At 31.6% G+C, this 23,814-nt stretch carries 19 protein-coding genes, 1 pseudogene and 1 riboswitch; of the genes and pseudogenes, 2 read left to right on the plus strand and 18 right to left on the minus strand.

Annotation, left to right across the window (positions count from 1 at the left end; all coding sequences use genetic code 11):
- Nucleotides 1-17: 17 nt before the first annotated feature.
- A riboswitch (TPP riboswitch) is annotated at nt 18-123 on the minus strand.
- Nucleotides 124-188: 65 nt separating this feature from the next.
- The 8 genes from DWZ69_RS12330 to DWZ69_RS05060 all read right to left on the minus strand — a co-directional run bounded on the left by DWZ69_RS12330 (nt 189) and on the right by DWZ69_RS05060 (nt 9,813).
- Nucleotides 189-311 carry a hypothetical protein gene (locus tag DWZ69_RS12330; RefSeq protein ID WP_278286599.1) on the minus strand — a complete coding sequence of 41 codons (123 nt, stop codon included), beginning with the start codon at nt 309-311 and terminating at the stop codon, nt 189-191.
- A 214-nt stretch (nt 312-525) separates the two neighbouring features.
- Nucleotides 526-1,410 (minus strand): hypothetical protein, encoded by an 885-nt coding sequence (locus DWZ69_RS05025; RefSeq protein ID WP_117998758.1) that lies wholly within the window; start codon nt 1,408-1,410, stop codon nt 526-528.
- 15 nt (nt 1,411-1,425) lie between these two features.
- Nucleotides 1,426-1,692: an EamA family transporter gene (locus DWZ69_RS05030; RefSeq protein WP_117998757.1), complete on the minus strand. Its 267-nt coding sequence runs from the start codon at nt 1,690-1,692 to the stop codon at nt 1,426-1,428.
- Nucleotides 1,693-2,041: 349 nt separating this feature from the next.
- Nucleotides 2,042-5,302 (minus strand): discoidin domain-containing protein, encoded by a 3,261-nt coding sequence (locus tag DWZ69_RS05040; RefSeq protein WP_118436359.1) that lies wholly within the window; start codon nt 5,300-5,302, stop codon nt 2,042-2,044.
- Between the two features lie 400 nt (nt 5,303-5,702).
- The gene (locus DWZ69_RS05045; protein ID WP_117998755.1) at nt 5,703-7,193 is read right to left on the minus strand and encodes a DUF1846 domain-containing protein; all 1,491 of its coding nucleotides are present in this window, start codon (nt 7,191-7,193) and stop codon (nt 5,703-5,705) included.
- 36 nt (nt 7,194-7,229) lie between these two features.
- On the minus strand, nt 7,230-7,853 hold the full coding sequence (locus DWZ69_RS05050; protein ID WP_117998754.1) for a DUF4230 domain-containing protein: 624 nt from the start codon (nt 7,851-7,853) through the stop codon (nt 7,230-7,232).
- Nucleotides 7,854-7,915: 62 nt separating this feature from the next.
- A complete protein-coding gene (locus tag DWZ69_RS05055) occupies nt 7,916-8,239 on the minus strand; it encodes a cupin domain-containing protein (RefSeq protein WP_117998753.1) in 324 nt (107 codons plus the stop codon).
- A gap of 194 nt (nt 8,240-8,433) precedes the next feature.
- The gene (locus tag DWZ69_RS05060; protein ID WP_117998752.1) at nt 8,434-9,813 is read right to left on the minus strand and encodes an aminopeptidase; all 1,380 of its coding nucleotides are present in this window, start codon (nt 9,811-9,813) and stop codon (nt 8,434-8,436) included.
- A 345-nt stretch (nt 9,814-10,158) separates the two neighbouring features.
- On the opposite strand from DWZ69_RS05060, the gene DWZ69_RS05065 reads away from it, so the two are divergent.
- On the plus strand, nt 10,159-10,635 hold the full coding sequence (locus DWZ69_RS05065) for a pyridoxamine 5'-phosphate oxidase family protein (RefSeq protein ID WP_117998751.1): 477 nt from the start codon (nt 10,159-10,161) through the stop codon (nt 10,633-10,635).
- 201 nt (nt 10,636-10,836) lie between these two features.
- Here DWZ69_RS05065 and DWZ69_RS12245 read toward each other — a convergent pair.
- From DWZ69_RS12245 to mgtE, 6 genes and pseudogenes are all read right to left on the minus strand, one after another.
- A pseudogene (locus DWZ69_RS12245) lies at nt 10,837-10,924 on the minus strand (AraC family transcriptional regulator); the annotation flags it as partial.
- A gap of 389 nt (nt 10,925-11,313) precedes the next feature.
- Nucleotides 11,314-12,507 carry a DUF3878 family protein gene (locus DWZ69_RS05075; RefSeq protein ID WP_118436361.1) on the minus strand — a complete coding sequence of 398 codons (1,194 nt, stop codon included), beginning with the start codon at nt 12,505-12,507 and terminating at the stop codon, nt 11,314-11,316.
- Between the two features lie 15 nt (nt 12,508-12,522).
- The gene (locus tag DWZ69_RS05080) at nt 12,523-13,902 is read right to left on the minus strand and encodes a GH25 family lysozyme (RefSeq protein WP_118436363.1); all 1,380 of its coding nucleotides are present in this window, start codon (nt 13,900-13,902) and stop codon (nt 12,523-12,525) included.
- 174 nt (nt 13,903-14,076) lie between these two features.
- Entirely contained in the window at nt 14,077-14,538 is a 462-nt protein-coding gene (locus DWZ69_RS05085; RefSeq protein ID WP_118436365.1) for an 8-oxo-dGTP diphosphatase, read from the minus strand.
- 25 nt (nt 14,539-14,563) lie between these two features.
- The gene (locus DWZ69_RS05090) at nt 14,564-15,037 is read right to left on the minus strand and encodes a gamma carbonic anhydrase family protein (protein ID WP_118436367.1); all 474 of its coding nucleotides are present in this window, start codon (nt 15,035-15,037) and stop codon (nt 14,564-14,566) included.
- 286 nt (nt 15,038-15,323) lie between these two features.
- Complete coding sequence (gene mgtE, locus DWZ69_RS05095; RefSeq protein WP_117998746.1) at nt 15,324-16,718, minus strand: magnesium transporter; 1,395 nt, start codon at nt 16,716-16,718, stop codon at nt 15,324-15,326.
- A 576-nt stretch (nt 16,719-17,294) separates the two neighbouring features.
- Between mgtE and DWZ69_RS05100 the strand changes: the two genes are divergently transcribed.
- Complete coding sequence (locus tag DWZ69_RS05100; protein ID WP_117998745.1) at nt 17,295-18,662, plus strand: sodium-dependent transporter; 1,368 nt, start codon at nt 17,295-17,297, stop codon at nt 18,660-18,662.
- A 276-nt stretch (nt 18,663-18,938) separates the two neighbouring features.
- Here the strand turns inward: DWZ69_RS05100 and DWZ69_RS05105 are convergent, their stop codons facing one another.
- The 4 genes from DWZ69_RS05105 to DWZ69_RS05120 all read right to left on the minus strand — a co-directional run bounded on the left by DWZ69_RS05105 (nt 18,939) and on the right by DWZ69_RS05120 (nt 23,503).
- Complete coding sequence (locus DWZ69_RS05105) at nt 18,939-20,024, minus strand: hypothetical protein (RefSeq protein ID WP_117998744.1); 1,086 nt, start codon at nt 20,022-20,024, stop codon at nt 18,939-18,941.
- 106 nt (nt 20,025-20,130) lie between these two features.
- Nucleotides 20,131-20,838 carry a hypothetical protein gene (locus DWZ69_RS05110; RefSeq protein WP_117998743.1) on the minus strand — a complete coding sequence of 236 codons (708 nt, stop codon included), beginning with the start codon at nt 20,836-20,838 and terminating at the stop codon, nt 20,131-20,133.
- 71 nt (nt 20,839-20,909) lie between these two features.
- The gene (locus DWZ69_RS05115; protein ID WP_117998742.1) at nt 20,910-22,958 is read right to left on the minus strand and encodes an NADAR domain-containing protein; all 2,049 of its coding nucleotides are present in this window, start codon (nt 22,956-22,958) and stop codon (nt 20,910-20,912) included.
- A gap of 191 nt (nt 22,959-23,149) precedes the next feature.
- On the minus strand, nt 23,150-23,503 hold the full coding sequence (locus tag DWZ69_RS05120) for a patatin-like phospholipase family protein (protein ID WP_117998741.1): 354 nt from the start codon (nt 23,501-23,503) through the stop codon (nt 23,150-23,152).
- Nucleotides 23,504-23,814 lie beyond the last annotated feature (311 nt).

Consider the following 23,814-nt stretch of genomic DNA (forward strand, 5'->3'; position numbering starts at 1 on the left):
AATCTGGTTTGTCCGCAATAAATCCTATACTTAATTCCTACGTTGGCATTATCCAAATCAGGTTTAAGGGTCGAAGTTGATTACTTCCTCTCAGCCTGCCTACAAGCTCCCCTGTATTTAATTTCCTATAGTATTGTATCTCTCAATTCAATATAATGCAATAGTGGATTTGTTATTGTTGTATACAATTAGAATTCAAATGCCTGCACAAAATCAAGTTTTTCATCTAGATTGCTTGTATAATGACTTGTCATAATCTGGTCATATGTAATATCTTTATCATTTACAAAAAAGTAACCATCTTCTTCCACTTGAGAATTTGTTGCTTTCCCTTTTCGTCTAACTACATACTTATATATCCCGTCATCCTTACAATTATCTTCGCCTTTAACAAAGATTTTTCAAACGGGTCTCTTATGGCATTGAAGGTTATGGATAAAATAAGAAATCAGCAGGATATTGTTTTTCCTGCTGACTTAAAATAAGTGAGTTATAAAAAAAAGATAGGGAGTTATCACTATTATATCAGCCCCATCCTGGAACCTTTTTAAACAAAGTTTTCTTTCCCCAGCTTGACATTTTCTTACTTAAGAAAATCCATCCCTTCTTTCCGGTTTTAGTTTTTACATATGCAAAACCGTTATCCCTCTTATCAAGACCATATTTTCCCTTAGGGCGTTTTGCTACATTCTTTGCCGGCTTGATTTTTATAATTCTAAGCTTATCTCCCTTTTTCAAAGTAAATTTATTCTTTGATTTTTTAGATGCAGTTTTGTACAATTTCATATTTTTCTTTACAGTATACATATATTTTTTTGAGCTTTCCACAAGTTTGTAAGTTCCCGTAGCCGGTACAATTTTATCACCTTTTAACTGTAATGGAATATCCGCGTAAAAACATCCTATTGGCAATGCGTAAGGTGTATCCACAATAATATGGAACCTTCCATTACCTTTCACATTCTTGAACCGATATCCTCTCCCATACATCAGTGCCTTGTTACTGCTTGTTTCAAATTCTGTAATTTCTTTTCCGTTCCATCTTTGAAAAGAACTGTAATCCAATGTATACGAATAACTGCCTACCTGAAAATTTAACTCTATTGTCTTGTCAGAAGTGTCAAAGTCAATTACCTTATAGCTTGCCCATACGTCTGTTAATTTTTTTGTATATACATTTTTGTCATTTATAAACAGACTTACACTGTCAAAAAACTCATTGTCTTTAGCGCTTACATGGGTCTGGTAATATATCTTTTCCTTAGTGCCATCTCCATCCAAATCATAATAGTATACCTTGTCCTTCTCCAACAGTCTGTTGGTTGCCGCATAGGCATTGTCACTCTTTAGTATGGTAAATAAACCACATAACGAGATTACTGCAATTACAAAAGTTAACATCTTCTTCATGATTCTTTCCTCCTTCTACTTACCATCAAATTTATTAATTACATACACTCCAAGTGCCACAAGCATTCCTGCTACAAAGTACTTAAGCTTCATTGGCTCTCCTAATATTATTGCCGAGAATATAACTCCCAATATAGGAATAAATGCATTAAAAATTGCTATTTTGCTTATTGGGTTACAGGCAATCAGCTGATTGTATATACCAAAACATACTGCTAATATTAACACTAGAGAACTTATTATTAATATTGATTTTGCTTCCAAGATCATCTGATGCCACATTTAGATTTGAATATCCAAGTTTTATAAGAGGATACGCCAATGACCGTCCTGCCGCACACAAAAATGCCAAAACCGATACAAATTTTTTATTTTTAAATATCGAATTACTTATGTCTCTTTTCCTATCATTAGAAAATCGTATTTCAGTCTTTTTAATTATATTCCTTCATAAGTTTCACATACTCCATAGCATTTTCTTTATTAGCCATTATCTCTTTTGATGTAAGTTTTCTAATTATTTTTGCCGGATTTCCAAAGGCCATTGAATTAATATCCTTTCAGTTTTATTTTAACCTAAAAAAACCCTTTATGCCACTGTTAATAGCATAAAGGGTCATTAAATATTTTTCTATCTGTTATATAACTGAAGTTCGTAAAGTCTTACAGTACCAACTCCACCATTATCTGAATTAAATATCTTAAATACAATGTATCTTGCTGTCTGTTTTCCTATGTCAAAGGATGAAATTGCATCATTCTGATTTACTTGATAATCTACTGACTTCCATTCTTTTCCATCGTTTGATACAAGAACTTCCCATTCAGTAGTATTACCGAAACCTTCCTTACTTTGTGTATTGTAAAGAGTATAGGTATTAAATGTCTTTGTACTTCCAAGGTCTATCTTTACAAAGTGCTGAGCACCTGATAAAGCATATGCCTGGTTTACGACGTTTCCTGATGTTGCACACCATTTTGTTGACAAATCGCCATCAATAAGTTTAGATGAAGACTCACCATCCTTTGTGTAACCTGATTCACTGATAATTGTTGCACCTGACAATAAATTTGTTCCGCTTGTTACTGCTGAAGACAGTTTTGTACCGGTTGTATTTCCATGTTTTTTTCCTACGAACGCAGGATAATCAATATTAGGTACTCCAGGTAAATCTGTAGTAATCCAATTATCTGAATAATTTCCAAATCCTGTAAATTTCCATGTACCATTTTTTAGTTCCTCTACATAATGTAATCTAAGAGATTCTATACAATCATATCCTGTAATCTTCTTTACTAACTGATTCCATGGTGTTGATGTATCATATGGATTGTCATCATATCTTGTACCCTTATTGTCCTTTAATAAATGGTTAAGACTATCAATAAGACCATATTTTACGTTTCCATTACTATCTTTTGTTGTTGGATATTTTGAATCCATATATGAGAAGAACCATTTATTATTTCCATATGCCTCATAGCCCCAGTCCTGAAGGGATGTATCGTTGGCATAATATATCTGTGCAGTATCTTCATGTGCCCAATGATAGTAACGGAATCCACCGTAATTTGCCATATTTTCTACCCACCATGCTTTTGATGATGAAGATACATTTCCGTACTGCTGTACAGCATGTGTTAACTCATGTGTAAAATATCCAATTTCTCTTGGATTATTATTCATCCAGTCAACTGAAATTACTATTGAAGAACCGGATGTGTATGCCACTCCTTTCTCTCCCTTGTCAGCTCTTACAAATATTTTTTTAGGTTCCGAACCTGTTCCCCAACGTTTATACTGTCTTGGGTAAACCTCGTAGAATGCATTATACAATGCTTCTTTATATCCCTTTGCTGTAACCTTATCCCAGTCACCTACAAACAAAGCTTTGAACTCACTATCAGTTACTGAATTACCCCTTAATGTAATGTCTGAAATCTGGAAACTATTTCCGTACAATTCTGTAATTTCCATTTTATACTGAGTATATGTTCCTATCTTATCAACAAGATATGTATAATCAGCATAATCCTGATCTGCCATTCCGCTTTCATTTACCGTATCAATTAATTCCCAGTTTTTTCCGTCAGCCAAGCCGTATAACTTCCATGCCTTAATTGTTCTGTTTGGATATTTTGAATTATCGTTAGCAGTTGTAATTGTGTAACTGTAAAGTGTTGTATTCTGTTTCATTTTCCATACTATATTCCCCGGTATCTTAGATGTAGAATATAATTTAGTTGCTCTATTACCATCAAATATATTTTCCACACCTTCATTTGAATTAAATCCGTTTATTGTAGTAGCCCCGGTATCTATTCCACTTACCTGATCCGTAATATCACTTCCTCTACTTTCTGTAATTCTGTCGACATCACCTTTCAGATAAATTTCAGACATCTGTGAACCATAATACAACTTTCCATCATCACCACTATTTTTAATAATAATCATAAAATATTGTGCTGACATCTTTGTTGTACAATTAAATGTGTATTCACCATTATTTGTGTGGGTAATTCCACCATTATCGATATCTGAAACAGTTGTCCAGTTTTCACCATCCATTGATGCATATACTGCCCAGCTGTGAGGATCTCTATGCTTATATGTGGATGCATCCCCTGCTAATACAAATGTGTAACTCTTAAGTGTAACTGCTCTCTTCATTTTCCATGCAATAGTGATTGCCGGAGCATCATTTGTAAAGAACTTTGTATTAACATTATTGTCAAATAAATTTTCTATTCCTTCGTTGTTACTTGTATTTCCTTTGGTTGATGACAATTTATCATCAATACCATCCAAATATGGTGTAAGTGAAATGTCACTTGCTACCTGAGAATCAGCTGCTTCCTCCTGAACCCCCGGATTCTTTACTACATGAGATGCATCTTCCGGTGCCTTAGTTGTAGCTTCCGTTGGTGCTTCTGTAGGTGCATCTGTTGGGGTTACCGTTGGTGCTTCCGTAGACGCCTCTGTTGGTGCTACTGTTGGTGCTTCCGTAGACGCCTCTGTTGGTGCTACTGTTGTAGCTACATTATCTTTTGTTACTTTAAAATCGATTGTAGCTTTATCTGACTCATATCCATTTTTTTCTGCTGTTACGGAAATTTTATAATCTCCCACTGTTGTAAAATATTTTGAATCACAATTATAGAATCCTGCAACAATTCCTGATTCAATTTTTGTATCATTTATGTAAAAATTATATGTAACTCCTTCAGTCATTGCCCATGCAAAATAGAATGGTAAATCCTTGCTTCCTGCAGATGTTAATCCTATCGGTGCTGCAGGTTTATTAGGATCCGCTGTTGTTGGTGCTACCGTTGGTGCCTCTGTTGGGGCTACTGTCGGTGCCTCTGTTGGCGCTACTGTCGGTGCCTTTGTTGGTGCCTCTGTTGGCGCCTCTGTTGGCGCTGCTGTCAGAGTTTCCGTCGTAATCTCTGTTTTTGATTCTACAACTTTAGTTGTAACTACTACACCATTTGCAGTTGTAGGAGCAACTGTTGTAGATGTCTGTGCATTTCCTGATGTTTGTTTATTATTTTTTACCGTTACTTTTACTTTGTATTTCTTCTTCTTATATGTAGCTTTTATTACTGCCTTTCCGGCTTTTTTAGCTTTAATTACAATTTTGTTTTTTAATTTTCCTTTTTTCTTAATGGAAACTACTTTTTTCCCTTTTACTACTTTCCATTTAACCTTTTTCCTTACATTTTTTAATTTAATAGTTTTCTTTTTTCCAACTTTTAGACGTACTTTCTTTTTACTCAGCTTTACTTTTTTAGTAGCTGCATAAGTTGGTACTTCTGAAATTGGCATGTAAGCTCCTGCCACGGCAATTACAAGTACAATTGCCAGTATTCTACTTTGTAACTTTTTCATTTTTTAACTCCTCCTCATTTTGGTTTATATTCTTAATTCTAACATACAAAAAAAACTTTTCTAGATACCATTTGTTATAAAGGTGTCCTAATTTTATTTTTTACTTTGTAATTTACACCATTATATATTCCCTCAACATTTCTTTCACATTGATTTCTATTTCATTTGCGATTTCAATACATTGATTTTTTTGAGTCCTCCATTAGTACCAACTTCAGTCTTCAATATTAAAGCCTAACAATTTTATCATCTTACATTCCTCATCTACTAAAGAATATTTCCCAAGAAAAAAGTTCCAAACCAAGCCATTTCTACAATCAACTTAATTGGGAACTTTCTATATTTATTCTTTTAATTATATTTTCAAATATTTGTACTAAATCAAGTTTTCCATCATAATTTACAGTTTATGATATTTTCTTCCGTCATGCTCATACTTTGGTTCGCATGTAAGTTGGATTCCTAATTTTTTAAATATATTCTCATCTACTGATGACAATAATACTGTTGAGTGTGCATCACATCCTTTTAATTTATGTAGCTGGCTCATTGCTTTCTTTGCGTTTTCGTTATGAGCTGCTGTTGATGATAATGCAATTAGGATTTCATCTGTATGAAGACGTGGGTTCTTGCTACCAAGATAATTTGTTTTCAAAATCTGTATTGGTTCAATTGCTTCTTTTGCAATTAATTTCACATCGTCTTCTATTTCCCCTAAAGCTTTTATTCCGTTAAGAAGAGCTGCTGCCGCTGCTCCTAACAAATCAGATGTACTTCCTGTTACTATTTTTCCATTTGGAAGTTCTAATGCCACAGCAGGTTTTCCATCTGTTTCTTTTTCCTTCTTTAATGCTTCAACAATTACTTTTCTGTCTTCTACGGTAATCTGCGCCTGCTGCATTAAATTCTCTAACTTTGAAATATTCTTCTTTGTTTCACCGGCTCTTCTTTTTTCACAAAGTGCCTGATAGTATCTTCTGATTATTTCCTGCTTTGAAGCCTTGCAACAAACTTCGTCATCTATAATACAGTTACCTGCCATGTTAACCCCCATGTCTGTAGGTGACTTGTATGGACTTTCTCCTGATATTAATTGGAAAATTGCATTTACAACAGGGAAAATTTCAATATCTCTATTGTAGTTGACTGTTGTTTCACCGTAAGCTTCAAGATGATATGGGTCAATCATATTAACATCATTTAAGTCTGCTGTTGCAGCTTCGTATGCTAAATTTACCGGATGTTTTAATGGAATATTCCAAATTGGAAAAGTTTCGAACTTGGCATATCCTGCGTTAATTCCTCTTTTGTGTTCATGGTACAACTGTGAAAGGCAGGTTGCCATCTTTCCGCTTCCGGGTCCCGGAGCTGTTATAACAACTAATGGTCTTTCTGTTTCAATGTAATCATTTTTACCATATCCATTATCACTAACTATGTAATCAACATCATTTGGATAGCCCGGAATCTTGTAATGTCTGTAAGACTTAATTCCTAATTCCTGCAATCTGTTCTGGAATGATTCTGCTGCAGGCTGTCCTGTAAATTTTGTTAAACATACACTTCCCACATACAAACCTACTGACTGGAATTCGTCAATTAATCTTAACACGTCCATGTCGTATGTAATTCCGTAATCTCCACGAATCTTGTTTTCTTCAATGTCTTCTGCGCTAATTACAATTACAACTTCTGCATGGTCTTTTAACTGTAATAACATTTGTAACTTTGAGTCTGGCTCAAATCCCGGCAACACTCTTGATGCATGATAGTCATCAAAAAGCTTACCACCAAATTCCAAATACAACTTGTTCCCAAACTGTGCAATTCTTTCCTTAATGTGTTCTGATTGCATCTTTAAATATTTCTCATTATCGAATCCTTTAACCAAAACCTTAACCTCATTTATCTTATATATTTTTTTGTTTTATCTTACATATTTTATTTTGTACTCGTCCTTGTTATATTCTTTCCAGAAAAAAGAATTTATAATAGTTTTTGCATTTTTTTCAGCATTGCTCAAAAGTCCATTTGCATTAGCATCTTTCTTCGCTGTGGCTTTTAATTTTTCAAAAGATTTATTGTTATCTTTTAGTGTTATTTTTGTAAAAATACTTTCTTCTTCATGATAAACCTTAAATGAGTCCATATCTAATTCACAACTTAAAATTTTACTTTCAGGCATTTTTACAGTAATTGTTTTATTCTTAACGCTCCATGTAATTTTATTAAAGTCAATCCCTGCTTTTACAACCACATCATAACTATATATGTACTTACTCTGTGTAAATGGAATCTTTATTCCAAAAAGTTTTTTCGACTGGTCTGTTACATTAACTTCTGTACATCGTGCTTCCTGAGTTGCTAATTCTCCTATATCTTCAAATCCTAATTTGGTAGTTTTATTGTCAGTAAAAGCAACCTGTTTTACACCCAAAGATATGCCCCCTAAAACTGCAATAATAATTAACGCAATTACTAATTTGTTTGTTAAAATTCTTCCTAGAAAATAAAATACATTAGACATATTTTCTCTTTTGTTTTTTTCCATTATTTCTCCTTGAAGTCCGTTTTTCATTCTATCATATTGTAGTTACTTTTTGTATTATTTATTTAAAATGAAACAACTAATTCCATTTTGAATCTTTCTTCTCCAAACACTGCATGTGGTACATCCTTTGGCATTACAATAGAATCTCCTGTTTTTAAAATAAAGACATCTCCACCAATTGTGAATTTGCCTGTACCATCTAATACAGTAACCATTGCATCTCCACCTGATGCATGTGTAGAAATTTCCTCGCCTTTGTCAAAAGAAAAAATTGTTACACTTACATAGTCATTCTGAACTAACGTTTTACTTACAACCTGTCCATCCTGATATTCAACTAAATCTTTCAAATCAATTACCTGTTTTTTTTCAATATTCTTATACATAACTTCTCCATTCTTTAAAATGTTTTTTAGTTTAAAATAAGTTTATTAATTTTAATATAAGTTTTTTACTCTAAATAAGCATGAAACAGATTCACCTAACTATCTCATGCTTACTAAATATGTCTATCTGCAAATATTATATTATTTTTACATTATTATTTCTATAACATTTATATAAAAATTATGCCATTACTTTATGCATCCTTTAAAAATGCCTTATAACACTTATATGCTTCATAAACATCTGCCTTGTTTGTCACCTCCCAAGGAGCATGCATACTTAACACTGCAACACCACTATCAATAACTTCCATACCGTATAATGCCATAATGTAAGCGATTGTACCGCCACCACCAATATCTACTTTTCCAAGTTCAGCCATCTGGTAGTTTACATTATTGTCATCCATGATCTTTCTTAAGGCTGCAAGATATTCTGCGTTAGCATCATTTGAACCAGACTTGCCTCCACGTCCTGTAAACTTGTTAAATACAACACCTTTTCCCATAAATGATGAACTGTTCTTCTGGAAAGCTTCTGCATATAATGCATCGAATGCTGCATTTACATCTGATGATAACATTCTGCTGTTAGCAAGACATCTCTTTAATTTGATTTCACTGTAATCATCAAATAAATTTAATAATTCTGCCACTGTATTTTCAAAGAAGCGTGACTGCATTCCTGTAGCACCAACACTACCGATTTCTTCTTTGTCTACTAAAAGGCAACATGAAGTCTTATCAACCTTCTCCATTTCAAGCATTGCTACTAATGAAGTGTAAGCACACACTCTGTCATCCTGACCATATGAAATAATCATGCTCCTGTCAAATCCCATTTCTCTTGCTCTTCCTGCCGGTACAACTTCAAGCTCTGCAGACATGAAATCTTCTTCTTCCATGCCATACATTTCTTTAAGAATTTCAAGAACACCTTTTTTAGTTGCTTCTTTTTCTTCATCATTAAGAGGAATAGTGCCAACTAAAATATCAAGATTTTCTCCTTCAACAACTTTGGCTGCTTTCTTTTCCATTTGATTAGCTGCAAGATGAATAAGTAAATCTGTAACACAAAATACAGGATCCTCCGGTTTCTCACCAATATTTACATTAACTGTTGTGCCGTCCTTCTTAACAATTACGCCATGGATTGCAAGTGGTAATGTTACCCATTGATACTTCTTAATACCACCGTAATAATGTGTGTCAAGGTAAGCCATACCTTCGTTCTCATATAACGGATTCTGTTTTACGTCCATTCGAGGTGAATCCACATGTGCCCCAAGAATATTCATACCTTTTTCTAATGGTTCCTTACCTATATTAAATAAGGCAATTGTCTTGTTCATACAAACTGCATAAACTTTATCGCCCTGTTTTAATTTCTTGTTATTTGCAATAGCTTCTTCTAAACTAATATAGCCTTTTTTCTTAGCTCTTTTTACTGTTTCGCTAATACATTCTCTTTCTGTTTTGCATTCAGACAAAAAATCTATATAGTCTGCATTTAAACTCTGTAATTGTTCTTTTTCACTATCATTATATGTTTTCCAAGCGTTCTTTCTTTCCATAATACGTCTCCTTCATTTTCAGTCTTTTCTCCATCTTAATTCAATTATAATGTAATGTCAAATTACAGTATTTGTTTTACTAATTGCCCAATTTATCTATTTTAATAATTATGCAATTTATTTGTTTTTAACTAAACATTATATGTATATTATTTTTATATTTTTTAAATATTATTCTTGTATAAAATACTTTTTAATTTTTGTAATATATGACTAGTGAACCAAAAGGTTTTCACAACCAATATTTTATTGTAAATTCAGCAAATATGTGTAAAAATTATTATACATTAAATAACAATGAAAGGATTAACCATACTAACTTGGTTAAAGGTTAAAGGTGAAAATATGAGAAGAAAAGACCGCGAAATTACAGATTTTAATGAAATAGTAGAAATTATAAAAAAATGTGACGCCTGCAGATTAGCTTTCAATGATGGTGACTATCCTTACATAGTCCCTCTCAATTTTGGATTAAATGTTGTTGGTGGCAAGCAGGTTGAATTATATTTCCATTGTGCCTCCGAAGGTACTAAACTTGATTTAATTAGAAAAGATAATCGTGCAACTTTTGAAATGGACTGCAACCATAATTTTATTTTATATGAGGAACGTATGTCATGCACAATGGGATACGAAAGTGTTATTGGACATGGCACTATTGAATTTATTGATGACGAGCATAAATTTGAAGCTTTAAAAATTTTAATGAATCAATATCATGCAGAAGATTTCAAATTCAACACTGCTATGATGAAGGTTACAACAGTATTTAAGCTTGTTGTTTCTGATATGACCGGAAAGAGACGTAATAATATTCACTAGATTTTGTAATTTACCCTTAATTAACATTTTTATATTAAGAAAGTTTCAAAAGATTTTTTTATTTAATAATTAAAAGAGGCGCAGATTCACATTCACGATTTCTGCGCCTTTTATATTAAGCGGTTTTATCACCATACATTTTTCATTTGTCCTGATAATAATACACTATGATTTTTCACATATTTTTCCCTCTTATTCTTTTTAATTATTATCATGCAGCCTTTTTCTATATTGTCTCGGTGTAACTCCCATCACTTTCTTAAAGGTTTCTGAAAAATAACTGGATCCGTTAAATCCACAATAGTATCATTCAATATAAATTTTAAATTCAGATATTATCTTTATATGTATTGGACTATTGTTGTATTTTGTACTTAAATTATAGCACATTATTCTTATTTTTTTGAACTATTGTTATATTTTTCTGATAATATTTTTATATTACTTTCTCTTAAAAAGTACTATTATTTAACTATCAACAAAAACTTTTATAAAAAAGATAAAAACATTAAAGGAGGATAAGGACTATGACAAAAGAAATTGAATACGAATGGAACGAAGAGCTTATGGAACTTATTCCTGTTGAAAAATAGGTTATTCCTAGCAAAATGATTATTACAACATTTCATATCAATCACTAAAGGAGTTGTTTTCTATTTAATAACAACTCCTTACTCTTTATAACATTCTAAAATCATTACTGTCTGTTAGTTTAATATAGTAATTTTTCTGATTTAGAATACTCTTCTTTTCCACCAAAACATATACTTTAAATTCTATTGAATCCTTTAATTCCACAAAAGGTTCTTCAATATAAAGCTGCGTTTTTACATTTTTTTCTGCAAACTGTTTCTGGAGCTTTTTCCCTTTATTTATAATTAGCTTATACTTTTCGTCATTTGCTTTTCCGAAATGTCTTTTTGGATATTCATCTGTTATTTCTATAAAACGGTTTGTTATATGGTCAATTATTTGTTTATGACTGTTTCGGTGTAGCATAGTTGCAATCTTCTTAGCCTGCTTTTTTCCCGGATTGTTTCTGTACTTTTCAAGGGCTTTAACCAACGATTCGTCTTTAACAAGCTGGGCATATTTTTTCATTATGTCTATTGCTTCACTTGTTGGCACCCATGGATTTTCCTTTGGCACAAGATATTTTTCCGGTACTGATGGATAACAGCAATAATTAAGTGGTGGGAAATTCTTCAATCTGGAAAGTTCCAATTCTTCCTTATTACAATATTCTTCTCCCAAATAATCTCTTTTGTCTGTTAGGATTGCAATTTTATATTCTAACTGTCTTATATTTTCATAACCTTTTACCCAAAAATGTCCGGTTCGTCCGTATTGGTACAAATTAATTTCCATATATAATTTTTCAAACCAAATTGTTAAAACCACATCTCCCTGATGTACAACCAAAACATATTTATTTGTATCTTCTTTGCTTAATGAGTAAAATATCTCGCCCTGATATTCTTTTAGATACTCCCCTGTAGTTTTAGCATTTTCAAATACAATAAAACTTTCAACAGCATCATTCATAAGATAAATTAATTTCAGTTTATTTTGTTTTACTTTGCCTGAAACCAATTCGAATTGATTCTGTTCCAACAATTGTTCTAACTTAAGCAAAATGTCCTCATCTAACACTTCATTCAAATCTCTTTGCTGCTCAACAGAATTCAGCTTCTTTAAATTATCCTGTTCACTGAACTTATTTTGTTTTTCCGAATCCTTCTGTTCTTCTGAATTCTGCTGTTTTTCTAATTTATTTTGTTTTTCTAATTTATTTTGCTTTTCTGAATTCTGCTGTTCTTCTAAATTTTTCTGTTCTTTCAAAGAAGCATCCACATTCTTTTTTATCGTCATAGTCCTACTTCCTAATTATTTCTTTATTTTTACAGATTTCTTTCCACTGTAAGAACCATAAAGCTTGTTACCTGAAACTGTTTTGTATGCCCTTACTCTTATATAGTATGTTTTATTTTTCTTAAGCTTTGATAATACTTTTGAAGTCTTCTTAACAGTTACAGTCTTTGCTTTCTTCATTGACTTATTTGTAGCATATTGAATTTCAAAGCCTGATGCCTGCGATACTTTCTTCCAGTTTACCTTTGCCTTTTGTCTGCTGTTGTTTTTTACTGTTAATTTTTTTACTGCGCCTGGTACTATTTTAAAAGTCTTATTGGTAGTTCCCTGATAATTTCCTTTAAGTGTTATTGTCACTGTAGCAGTTCCTACATTTTTGTTCTTGTTATAGCTTACTGAAAAATCATTTTTAGTTAAAACACTTCCTTTTGAATTAGTTATTTTCACTGTAGGTTTATTTAATTTGCCTGAATATTCATATTTTGTTTTTGATAAAGTTATGCTTTTTATTTTGGGTATTATATCTGTTTTCTTGTGACCACAGGTTTTGCAATAATATGTAGCTTTACCAGACTTTGATATTGTTCCCTTTGTAATTAACTGTTCCACTGCGTAGTTATGACCTGTCACGCTACATTCCCTTGACAGCAATATATTTACATCTGTCTTATTTCCACCAATTCCGTTAACTGTACTGGTTTCACTATACTGCCAAATATCATATTTTTTGTCATAACCACTTTCATTATTATATCTTGCAACCCATCTTGCCCAATTTTCAAATCTGGCATCAGTAAGCTTATTTGTCCACCAATAATAATTGGAATAAACTCCAACCTTATAACCTTTTTCTTTCATAATATTGCAAAAAGTTTCTGCAATATCTCCTAACTTTGAAGCCTTTAGATTACCCTGAGTTTTTTCATCTTCTATGTCATAATAAATTGGCATGGTAGGTTTTGCACCTGCACCATCAAGCATTGTTAAAACATGGTCAGCTTCGTTCTTTGCCATTTGTGTATTCACTGCGTAAGAATATATGTACACGCCGTATTCAATTCCATTTTCTTCACAGCCTTTTACATTCTGCACAAATTTGCTGTCATGCTGAGATTCAATATTATCGCCATATCCACATCTTAGAAGTGCAAAAGTAAAACCTTCTGCTTTAACCTTCGCCCAATCAATATCTCCCTGATGGTAACTTACGTCTATTCCTTTTGCAATTGCACCTTTAATTTCATTTCCATTTCCATCATAAAAAATACCGTTACTTTGGGACCATGGTGTAGCTGCACTTACGGTAGTTTGGAATATGCACAAGCACATTCCCAAGACTAAACATTTCTTTAATTTTAATATAAATTTTTCTCTCATTTTATTTTTCCTTCTCATCTTATCTCCTTTTTCTTATCTTGTTTTCATTTTCTTTTTTATAATCATACATTATTTCGTGTTAAAAATCTGATTCCATTCTGCGTGATTTATTTTCACTCAATTTTTCATTACAGGATTTTTAATTACACGATTTACTCTTGTATGTCTAAACATTTGCAATTCTCTGACTTTCTAATAAAACTGAATATTTTTTTCAACTAATTTTTCATCCTCATAAATTAATTTCAATGTGAAAAATTTTTCTTCATTATCAAGTAGTAATTTCAAGAAAACAGCATCTCCTTCCCAAGTTGGAAGTTGCAAAACATCTTTCTTAGGCACCCACATTAAATCGCCCTCATCGCAGGATGTAATATGTCCCTCGAACTTATCTGCCGTAAACAAACACATCATTTCAGGTTCACATTGATTACTTACAAAAGTTATTAACCCTCTTAACTTATAAGACAAAAGTTTTAATCCTGTTTCTTCTTTTACTTCTCTTTTTAAACATTCTTCCGGACTCTCGCTTCCTTCAGCATGCCCTCCTACTCCAATCCACTTACCTTCATTAATGTCATTTTTCTTTTTGGTTCTGTGTAACATTAAATATTTATTATCTTTTTCTATGTAACACAATGTAGTCATTTGCATAGATTTTACTCCTTGTTTGTATGCATTACTTCAACTCTTTGCTTGCCTTCATTAACTTAACATACTCTTCTGCATTTTTCTTGTTTGATTCAATTTCAGCATCTGTAAGTTTTCTAACAACTCTTGCCGGACTCCCAAGAGCCATAGAATTGTCAGGAATGTTCATTTTTCCCGTAACCAATGCACCTGCTCCTATAACACAGTTCTTTCCAACTTTAGCTCCATTAAGTAAAATACTTCCCATTCCAACAACAGTGTTATCACCCACAATAGCACCATGAACAATTGCGTTATGCCCAACTGTAACACCTTTTCCGATTTCAATATGAAAACCTTCACCAGTATGCAGTGTGCAATTGTCTTGAATATTGCTATTGTCACCAATTATTATTTCTTCCATATCACCACGCACAACTGCATTGTACCATATACCTACATTCTCCCCTATTGTCACCTTGCCAATCACATGTGCTCCCTGTGCGATAAATGTATTACTCATTTTTTGTCCTTTCACAAATTAATTTTCCTGCTATTTATTTTACCACACCATCCCAGCTTATTCCATATAGCAAAGAATGTCGCTTACGACATTCTACGCACCAAGCACGTACCCGTTATAAACATTTTCCTTTCGTGCAAATATGCATCCCTAGTGGAACGCTTTTTATTTAATAAGAAATTCCGAAGTGATTTCTTATTAAATAAAAACGTCCTAGTGTGATATTCCCTTTTATCTGGTTGTACAGAAAAAGAATATATCACGCTAAGACGTAATATTTTTATATTTATGCTAATCCGAAAATATTAATAAGGAATACAAGTGCAAGTCCATAGTATGTTACTACTGCCACAAGGTCATTTACTGTTGTAATTAATGGACCGGATGCAACTGCCGGATCAATTTTTATTTTGCTAAAGAACATTGGGATTACTGTTCCAACCATACTTGAAATTACCATTGCAACTAATAATGAAATTCCTACACAGCCTGAAATCAGGAACGCATTTCCAAATGTATAGCCTTTGAATATGTGAATATAAATTCCTAAGAAGAATAGTGCCATGATTCCTAAAATCATACCGTTTAATAAACCGACTTTTACCTCTTTTATTAATAGCATTAACTTTTCTTTACCGGTTAATTTTTCATCCATCAATACTCGAATTGTTACTGCCAATGACTGCGTACCCACATTTCCAGCCATATCTAAAACTAATGATTGAAAGCAGATTACTATTGGCAAAATTGCCACAACTGTTTCAAACATTCCCACAACCGAAGAAACTGCCATTCCTAAAAAAAGTAAGATTACAAGCCATGGCAATCTTTTTTTGCTGCTCTCTAAAAGTGGTTCTTTTAAATCTTCCTCTGCTGTAAGACCACCTAACTTGGCATAATCCTCACCCATTTCATCATCCACTAATTCTACAATATCTTCTGAAGTAATTGCTCCAACAATTTCGCCATTTTCCATTAACACCGGTATGGAGTCTTCTGAATATTCAAGAATCTTATCCATACAATCATCTATTTTGTCGTACTCTAAAACATAAGGATATGACTGACTGATTATTCCAATCAATTCGTCATTTTCTCTTGCTAGAATTATATCTTTTAAGTCAATAGCTCCAAAATATTTATTATTTTCATCTACCACATAAATTGTAGAAATATTATCATTATCTCCAGCCTGTTTTATAAGCTCTTTCATTGCCTTGCCTATGGTTAAGTCATTATGAATACAAATGTAATTAGTAGTCATGTAGCTACCTATCTCTTCTTCATCGTAAGATAAAATCTTCTTAATATCTATCTTAAGGCTACCCTGTAAATTATTTACTAACTCTTCTCTTTTGTCCTTATCAAGACTTTCAATTAAATCAACCGCCTCGTCAGAATCCATAAAAGAAACAACTTTTACAGCTTTTTCTAAAGACAACTCGCCAAAATATTTTTCCACATCATCAATATATGTGAAAATTTCAGCAACATTCTTAGCCCCTAATATTCCATATACACGTTTTCTTTCCTGTTCTGTTAAATGTGTTAATGCATCTGCAATATCTTTCTCATGGTAATTTGCTATTTTCTTTTTTAATTCATTTTCAGTAAAATTGCCTTTAATTATTGCTAATAATTCATTTACATAATTTTTCTTTACAAATTTATTTGTTCTCATCTATGCCTCCTTATATTCTCTTTTTATGCCAGTGCATAAAAAATACACCACATAACGTGGAACCTATAGTTACCTGTTGTGATATAAGGTCCATACTGTGGTGCTTATAAAAAGACATATTAATTAAACATGGCTACTGATATTTCACAGACAGCCACATTAACTGTTTCACTAATATAATACCACAATCATTTCTCGACCTAATACTATCGCAACTATCCATGAATATCACCTCCGTTTGTTTTTTTAACGTGTTCAGTTTAGCACTATAATTTCTTTTTTTCAATCTTTTTCAATTTACATTTTTGCACTTATACTATAATAACAAATAATGTCGCTTGCGACATTCTACGCAACTATTGACACTTCAATATTTTTGTTATTGAAAATTTTTTTAAGTAATTGCACTAATGCAAATGTGTATTAACCTTATCACTTTACAATACTAACACGTTAAATTGACAAACTCTTCTTATTTCTTTAAGATGTTGTTTGCAGTGTCGTCCATTTTGGAATAAGTTTTTTTATTTAATATGACTTTTGAATGCTGTAATAAAAATAGAATTGAGATTGTATATGGAAAGAGAAAAATTTAAATCCAGACTTGGATTCATTCTTATTTCTGCCGGCTGTGCCATAGGTATTGGAAATGTATGGCGTTTTCCTTATGTTGTTGGAAATAATGGTGGTGGATGTTTTGTATTATTTTACATCTTATTCCTTGTTATTTTAGGGCTTCCTATTTTAACAATGGAGTTTTCAGTTGGTCGTGGTAGTCAGCAAAGTATTTCAAGAGCTTTTAAGACTCTTGAGAAAAAAGGTCAATATTGGCATCTGCATGGTTACATCGGAATGGCAGGTAACTATATTCTTATGATGTTCTACACAACAGTTTCCGGTTGGATGCTACGATACTTTTTTGATACAGCAAAAGGTGACTTTGTAAACGCAGACACTAATGCTGTTCAAAGTCATTTTTCAAATATGAATGCCATTCCTTCGGAAATGATATTTTGGACAACTCTTGTTATTATTGTAGGTTTCCTGGTTTGTTCACTTGGATTACAAAACGGAGTTGAAAAGATTTCCAAAGTCATGATGATTGCCCTTTTGGTAATTATGGTTGTTTTGGCAATTAACAGTATTTTTCTTGAAGGTGCCGGCAAGGGCTTGTATTTTTATCTGGTACCTGACTTTGAACAAATTAAAAAGATTGGCCTTATTAATGTTATAGTAGCTGCAATGAATCAGGCATTTTTCACACTTAGTATTGGCATGGGCTCTATGACAATTTTTGGCAGCTATCTTGGAAAAGACCATTCACTACTTGGAGAATCAATTAACATTGTTGCATTAGATACATTTGTTGCCATTGTGTCAGGGTTGATTATTTTCCCAACATGCTTTGCATTTGGTGTTAGCCCTGATCAGGGACCAAAACTTATATTTGTTACTTTGCCAAATATTTTTGCAAAGATGCCGGGTGGTCGTATATGGGGAAGTTGCTTCTTTATTTTCATGGCTTTCGCAGCATTTTCAACTGTAATTGCCGTTTTTGAAAATATTATGTCATCATGTATGGATCTTTGGAAATGGTCACGTAAGAAAACTGCAATTATAAATGCAATTATTATAACTGTTACTTCCATCCCTTGCGTTCTTGGTTTTAACGTTTGGTCAGGATTCATGCCTTTTGGAAAAAATACAAATGTTATGGATTTAGAAGACTTTTTAATAAGTAATTTAATCCTTCCAATTGGCTCACTTATTTACACTCTATTCTGCACAAGCAGATATGGTTGGGGATGGGATAATTATATTAAGGAAGTTAATTCAGGCTCAGGTTTGAAAATTCCAAAACAAATTCGTTTTTACTGTAAATGGATTCTCCCTATTACGATTATATTCATTATTGTAAATGGGTTAATTTCAAAATTCTTTTAAAAGAATCTGGAATGTCACTTGCGACATTCTACGCAACCAGTGCGTGCCTATTTAGCAACATTTTCTTTTTACGCAAGTGGGCATACATTAAAACCTCAGTTGACTTTTTTATCAACTGAGGTTTTGTTTTATCCTTCTTCTCTTTTATTTTATTACTTTTTATTTTTTATCTTTGACCACCTTTTATTATATTTCTTTATCCTTGTAAGCACTTTTTATTTTACCGACTTTTCTTTTTTCATTGTAAACGCTTAAGTTTATTTCCTTTATCATTAGTTATTTCTTTTCTTCTGTTCTAACTAATTTAAAACCGGTTCCATCATCTTTTATAGAATAAATTCTACTTTCATCATAATGTTCACCCGCAATGTATATTTTTAAAACATTTCCTTTTTTGATAATTTTGCTTGCATATTCAACATCTACTTCTTCTGGGGTTTTAATTACTTTCACAGCTTTGGTTTTCATGTTGTACTCATGGATTGTCTTTGCCTGAATCTTATTTTCTTCGTCTGCTTTATAATTGAAATAATACATATTATCACCATGGAAATTAATAATTTGTGCATTACTTATCATTTCTTCAGGTTCATTCTTCAAATCCCACTTGAAAATTCTATAATCATCTGATGTATATGTTGCTATTTCTCCATTCTCGTTTTTTACAGTAGTTTGATTACCTGTAAAATATAATATATTGTTATTCATCTTTATGTTTTTAATAAACATTCCTACTGGCAATCTTGTTAACATCATTTTATCTTTTTTCATATTATACGCATATAATTTTTCCTGATGTTTAACATACTTTTCGCAGTATGCGTAATTTCCATAAATGCCAAAATTATAAACATTCTTTGGGAACTTATCTGTAAGGACTTTCATTTTACCTGTTGCAACATTATAAGCCTTCAAAACATTCTTACTACGAATAATCAAATTCTTCTTCCCATAAATTCCCGCTATGTAAGTGATTTTTTTTATTGCCTTTACTCTCTCAACCTTCTTACCTGGAACATATTTGTATGTTGCATGTTGTTTTCCCAAGAAAAAAACTCTTTTTTTGTAAGTAAAGTAGTGATTTCCATTTACCACTCTTCCCAAACATTCTTTTTTCTTACCTACTTTTTTTGAATAAATGCAAAGTTTGTTATCTTTATTCTTTCCGGTGGATATGGTGTACTTGCCTAATTTTGTTTTAGTTCCATAATGTATTGTCAAATTCTTTCCACCTGCACTGTTAAAAGATGTGTCACTGGAATAGTTTACATAAGCACCAACCGGTGTTCCCTGACATACACCTCCTAATGCCATCGTAATGATTAATGAACCAACTAATAACTTTTTCTTAAAATTTCTCATAATCGTTATTCTCCTTTCTCTTTAATTTAATTATGAAACGTTGACATTTTGAAAAATATTGCATTGGGAAAAAATTTTTTGTGCAGGTTCTTTTGTGCAAAAACTTTTAAAATAAATATGAATATTTATTTTGAACTTCCAAACACTTCCTTTCTTCAACTCTGCTATTTAAATACATCCTAACAGCTTTTTTTACTGAATTTACTGCTTCTATACTATATCTATCCTCTATTTCTTTACTTTCTAATTGTTTTAAATCCTCATCATAATTTTTACTATAATCAATATATCTACTGATTTTATTTAGATTCTTATTAACATAATTAAAGAAATTAAGAGCAACACTCGCATAAATATGCTGAATTTTTTCATATTCATCTTTTGTATTTTCTAATTCTTTAAGATACTCTGTTTCAAAATTTTCATCTCTTATAATTTTATGGGCAACTATATTTCTATTTCTATTAAATTTTTTAATTAATGAAATAAATTCTTCTTTATTTTCAAATTCCACCCCCTCTTCTAACTCTTTTACTAATTTATAAAATTCTCTATCAAATTTAATTTTTATAGGCATTTTTTGTGGAAACAAATTTAATCTAGTATTAAAATTACCAATAGCAATTAAAGATTTCATTAATTCTTCAACAATCTGATGATATATTAACATTGCAGATAACAAATCAAAATAATCATTATCAAATCTTGTATTCACCATATCTTCTATTCTAATTATTCTATTTAAATTATTTCCTAATCCATAATACATATCCATATCAGCTATTTCTAACATTAATTCAATTCCATAGTCCATTTATAAAACTCCTTTTATCTCCTTGTTATTTTATTCTATTTTTACTGAAAGCTTTTGTTTTTTATAAGGTACTATTGTAAATTATCTCTAATGCTCATCAGAGCATATCCCAGTTTATTATTTCCCTTCCATTTTTTCTGGTTATCCAAATCTTCATCTGTAGTTTTTGCAACAATTCCGTACTTCTTTTCATCCTTAGTACAGAAAATTATTGTTGTATTTTCTGTGCTTTTTAATTCTTCTTTCAACTCAGGATAATTTTCTATTTGAACTTTTAAACATTCAATCATTATATTCTGCTTTACTGCATTCCAGTGCTTTTTGTATTTTACAGTCGACACTACATCTGCTTTGAAATAATGTCGCATCTTTTTCTTATCATTTGTTTTCAATATATATTTAGCGATAAGCTTGTCCCCATAAATGAGAGCCTTTTTATACTGCATACATTGAAATACACTTTTAAATTCTATACCCTCAAACTTAAATGGTCTTTCTAAAAAAATTGACCATTTACTATTCTCATCAAAAGCACATACTTTTTCTTTCTTTTCAGTTTTTAAGTTGTTAATTAGCCAGTGATATTCTTCATATTGTTCAACTGAAATAACTTCCTTAAATTTTTGAATGAAAGATGGTATGTTTTGTATTGGATTTTCAAAGTTAAAAATAATATTTTTGAAAAATTCAGCATACTTTTCTGATATTAGAATTTCATAAAAACATGACGCTACTTCTTCAGCATTTGTTCCATCTTCATCAATTCCCCATTCATTAATTAAAATATTTTCATATTTCATGCTTGCTGCAACCTGCAAAGAATCTTTAACTCTTTGTTTAAAATCCTCAATATTATTTGCGAAATCTTTTCTATTATCTTTATACTTTGTTAATGGATATACTGACTCAAAACTTACAGTATAAACTTCATCTGTTTTTTTCAGATTTTCATCTCTGAAAACCACAACATTAGGAGTAACAGCTATATACTCTAAACCTTTTTTTCTGTTTGCCTTATCTAATCTTTTTGCCTCATCTTTTCCTGCAAAAGACTCATATAATGAACTTCTAAAAAAATATTCGTTTCTATCTTTCTTATCAAAATAGAACTCTTTTTCGTCGTGCATGACATCATTCATTATTATAGTTTTTCCTTCTAAGTCTTTAGCCAAAGACAATGCCTTTCCGGCTAATATCTGTATGTTATTTTGATAATCTGACATGTTATCATTTTTGTCATTGTAAACTTTTAGAACTTCTTTTTGATTTTCTAAATCTTTTTCTACTATAATATTGCTTATTAATGTTTCTCTTGAAATATTAAATTCAACAAATTTATTTTCATCTGTTCGATATTCTCTATTTATAACAATGTCTTTATTTTCATCTTCTATAGATTTTATTTCATTGTTATTTTTCATATATGAAACTATTTCTCCACCTAATTCCAATGGTTTTTCATAAATTTTTGAATCATATACATCTGCAATACTATTGTAAAACTCTCCATTTGCGTAATGTAATTCATCGTTATTATTTTTCACGTGATTCTCTCTTTTTGAAAAATAATCATACAGCTGCTCCTTAGCATCTTTATAGCCAATTTCTATTAAATCGTTAATTTTTTCTCTTGAAAAATTTACTGTAGAAAGCAAGCCATAAAATTTAACTGATGGGAAAATATGTACCATTTCACTTCCCAAAAACTTTTCTTTCTTATGCTCGCCACTATCATTATCTAAGTGAACTACTATAAATTTGTTTGTATCACATTCCATATCCTTTATTAAACAACTAATTGGTAAATTATCTCTTATTCCACCATCACAATAATATCCTGATAAATCATCTTTAATTTGCTCCATATCTTCATTAAACTCTACCTTGCCGGTTAAGTTTTCATCCTTAAAAATAATTGGCATTGCAGATGAAGCTAATAATATTTTCTCTATTTGTTCAGATTGGTTATTACATTTAAAATACTTCGCTTTTCCCAATGTTTTTCTTTTGAAATATTTGTATGCTAATTCAACCACTGGCTTTGCTACTATACCCACTCCATTTTCTACTACTGGTGTGGCAAACCTGCTTAGTTTTCCTACTCTGCTTATGTTAGCCATTCTTCTAACATCTTTTATTGTATTAATTTTTTTACTACTTCCAACTATTCCTTTGCTAACCTGTTTAGCAATTTCATCTGTAGCTTCATTTTTGGTATTTATTTTCAGAGCTTTTGTTATTGCCTTTTTTATAGCATCAATAGAACTTTCAGGTAAAAAAGTGCATACTGCATATACAGGCTCTTTTACATTTAATATCTTTTCTTTTCATTTGCGTCCTTAATAACCTGTTCTAAGCCCTTTCTGCTAAAGAAATAATCAGATACAAGCTTTTGTTTTTTTCCGGGCTGTCTATCCAAGCCTGCACTTAAAACTGTTGACCAATGTATGTGTCTCCATATTTCTTCAGCTTCTTTAGGTGAACAACAGGCAAATAACGCAGCATTTAAAGCCCCGACAGATGTTCCGGCATATCCCACAATTTCAATATTTCTGCTTTTCATTAAGTCATTAATTGCTAACCAAACTCCAACTTCATAAGCGCCTTTACCGCCACCACCTTCTAGAACTAAACCGTACTTTTCAACTTTTTCTTCAGAAACCATAAATACCTCCCTATAATCGTAACCGTTTAGTTATAGTATACATCATTTCAACATAGAAAACAGTTTTTAAGTTATTTAATTTTCACCCTTAACATTCTCATTTTCCCTACCGCAACCAAAAGAACCTCCTGGTAATTTATATTATTAGCATAACTAATATATATAAATTACCAGAAGGTCATATCTAAATTTTTTCTAAATTATTGTTTGTAAAATGCATCCCTTGTGCATACCTGTTTAAGTATGTTCTTAACTACTGACTTCCACGTTAATTTTTTTACAATTCAGAGTTTCTTATTCTATTTATAATC

The sequence above is a fragment of the Eubacterium sp. AF34-35BH genome (assembly GCF_003477765.1).
Lineage (GTDB): Bacteria > Bacillota > Clostridia > Lachnospirales > Lachnospiraceae > Eubacterium_G.

Bases quoted from the DNA above. Each gene is read 5' to 3' on its own strand.
- DWZ69_RS05025 (WP_117998758.1), bottom strand. From the start codon at position 1,410: ATGAAGAAGATGTTAACTTTTGTAATTGCAGTAATCTCGTTATGTGGT.
- DWZ69_RS05030 (WP_117998757.1), bottom strand. From the start codon at position 1,692: ATGTGGCATCAGATGATCTTGGAAGCAAAATCAATATTAATAATAAGT.
- DWZ69_RS05040 (WP_118436359.1), bottom strand. From the start codon at position 5,302: ATGAAAAAGTTACAAAGTAGAATACTGGCAATTGTACTTGTAATTGCC.
- DWZ69_RS05050 (WP_117998754.1), bottom strand. From the start codon at position 7,853: ATGGAAAAAAACAAAAGAGAAAATATGTCTAATGTATTTTATTTTCTA.
- DWZ69_RS05055 (WP_117998753.1), bottom strand. From the start codon at position 8,239: ATGTATAAGAATATTGAAAAAAAACAGGTAATTGATTTGAAAGATTTA.
- DWZ69_RS05060 (WP_117998752.1), bottom strand. From the start codon at position 9,813: ATGGAAAGAAAGAACGCTTGGAAAACATATAATGATAGTGAAAAAGAA.
- DWZ69_RS05065 (WP_117998751.1), top strand. From the start codon at position 10,159: ATGAGAAGAAAAGACCGCGAAATTACAGATTTTAATGAAATAGTAGAA.
- DWZ69_RS05075 (WP_118436361.1), bottom strand. From the start codon at position 12,507: ATGACGATAAAAAAGAATGTGGATGCTTCTTTGAAAGAACAGAAAAAT.
- DWZ69_RS05080 (WP_118436363.1), bottom strand. From the start codon at position 13,902: ATGAGAAGGAAAAATAAAATGAGAGAAAAATTTATATTAAAATTAAAG.
- DWZ69_RS05085 (WP_118436365.1), bottom strand. From the start codon at position 14,538: ATGCAAATGACTACATTGTGTTACATAGAAAAAGATAATAAATATTTA.
- DWZ69_RS05090 (WP_118436367.1), bottom strand. From the start codon at position 15,037: ATGAGTAATACATTTATCGCACAGGGAGCACATGTGATTGGCAAGGTG.
- mgtE (WP_117998746.1), bottom strand. From the start codon at position 16,718: ATGAGAACAAATAAATTTGTAAAGAAAAATTATGTAAATGAATTATTA.
- DWZ69_RS05100 (WP_117998745.1), top strand. From the start codon at position 17,295: ATGGAAAGAGAAAAATTTAAATCCAGACTTGGATTCATTCTTATTTCT.
- DWZ69_RS05105 (WP_117998744.1), bottom strand. From the start codon at position 20,024: ATGAGAAATTTTAAGAAAAAGTTATTAGTTGGTTCATTAATCATTACG.
- DWZ69_RS05110 (WP_117998743.1), bottom strand. From the start codon at position 20,838: ATGGACTATGGAATTGAATTAATGTTAGAAATAGCTGATATGGATATG.
- DWZ69_RS05115 (WP_117998742.1), bottom strand. From the start codon at position 22,958: ATGGCTAACATAAGCAGAGTAGGAAAACTAAGCAGGTTTGCCACACCA.
- DWZ69_RS05120 (WP_117998741.1), bottom strand. From the start codon at position 23,503: ATGGTTTCTGAAGAAAAAGTTGAAAAGTACGGTTTAGTTCTAGAAGGT.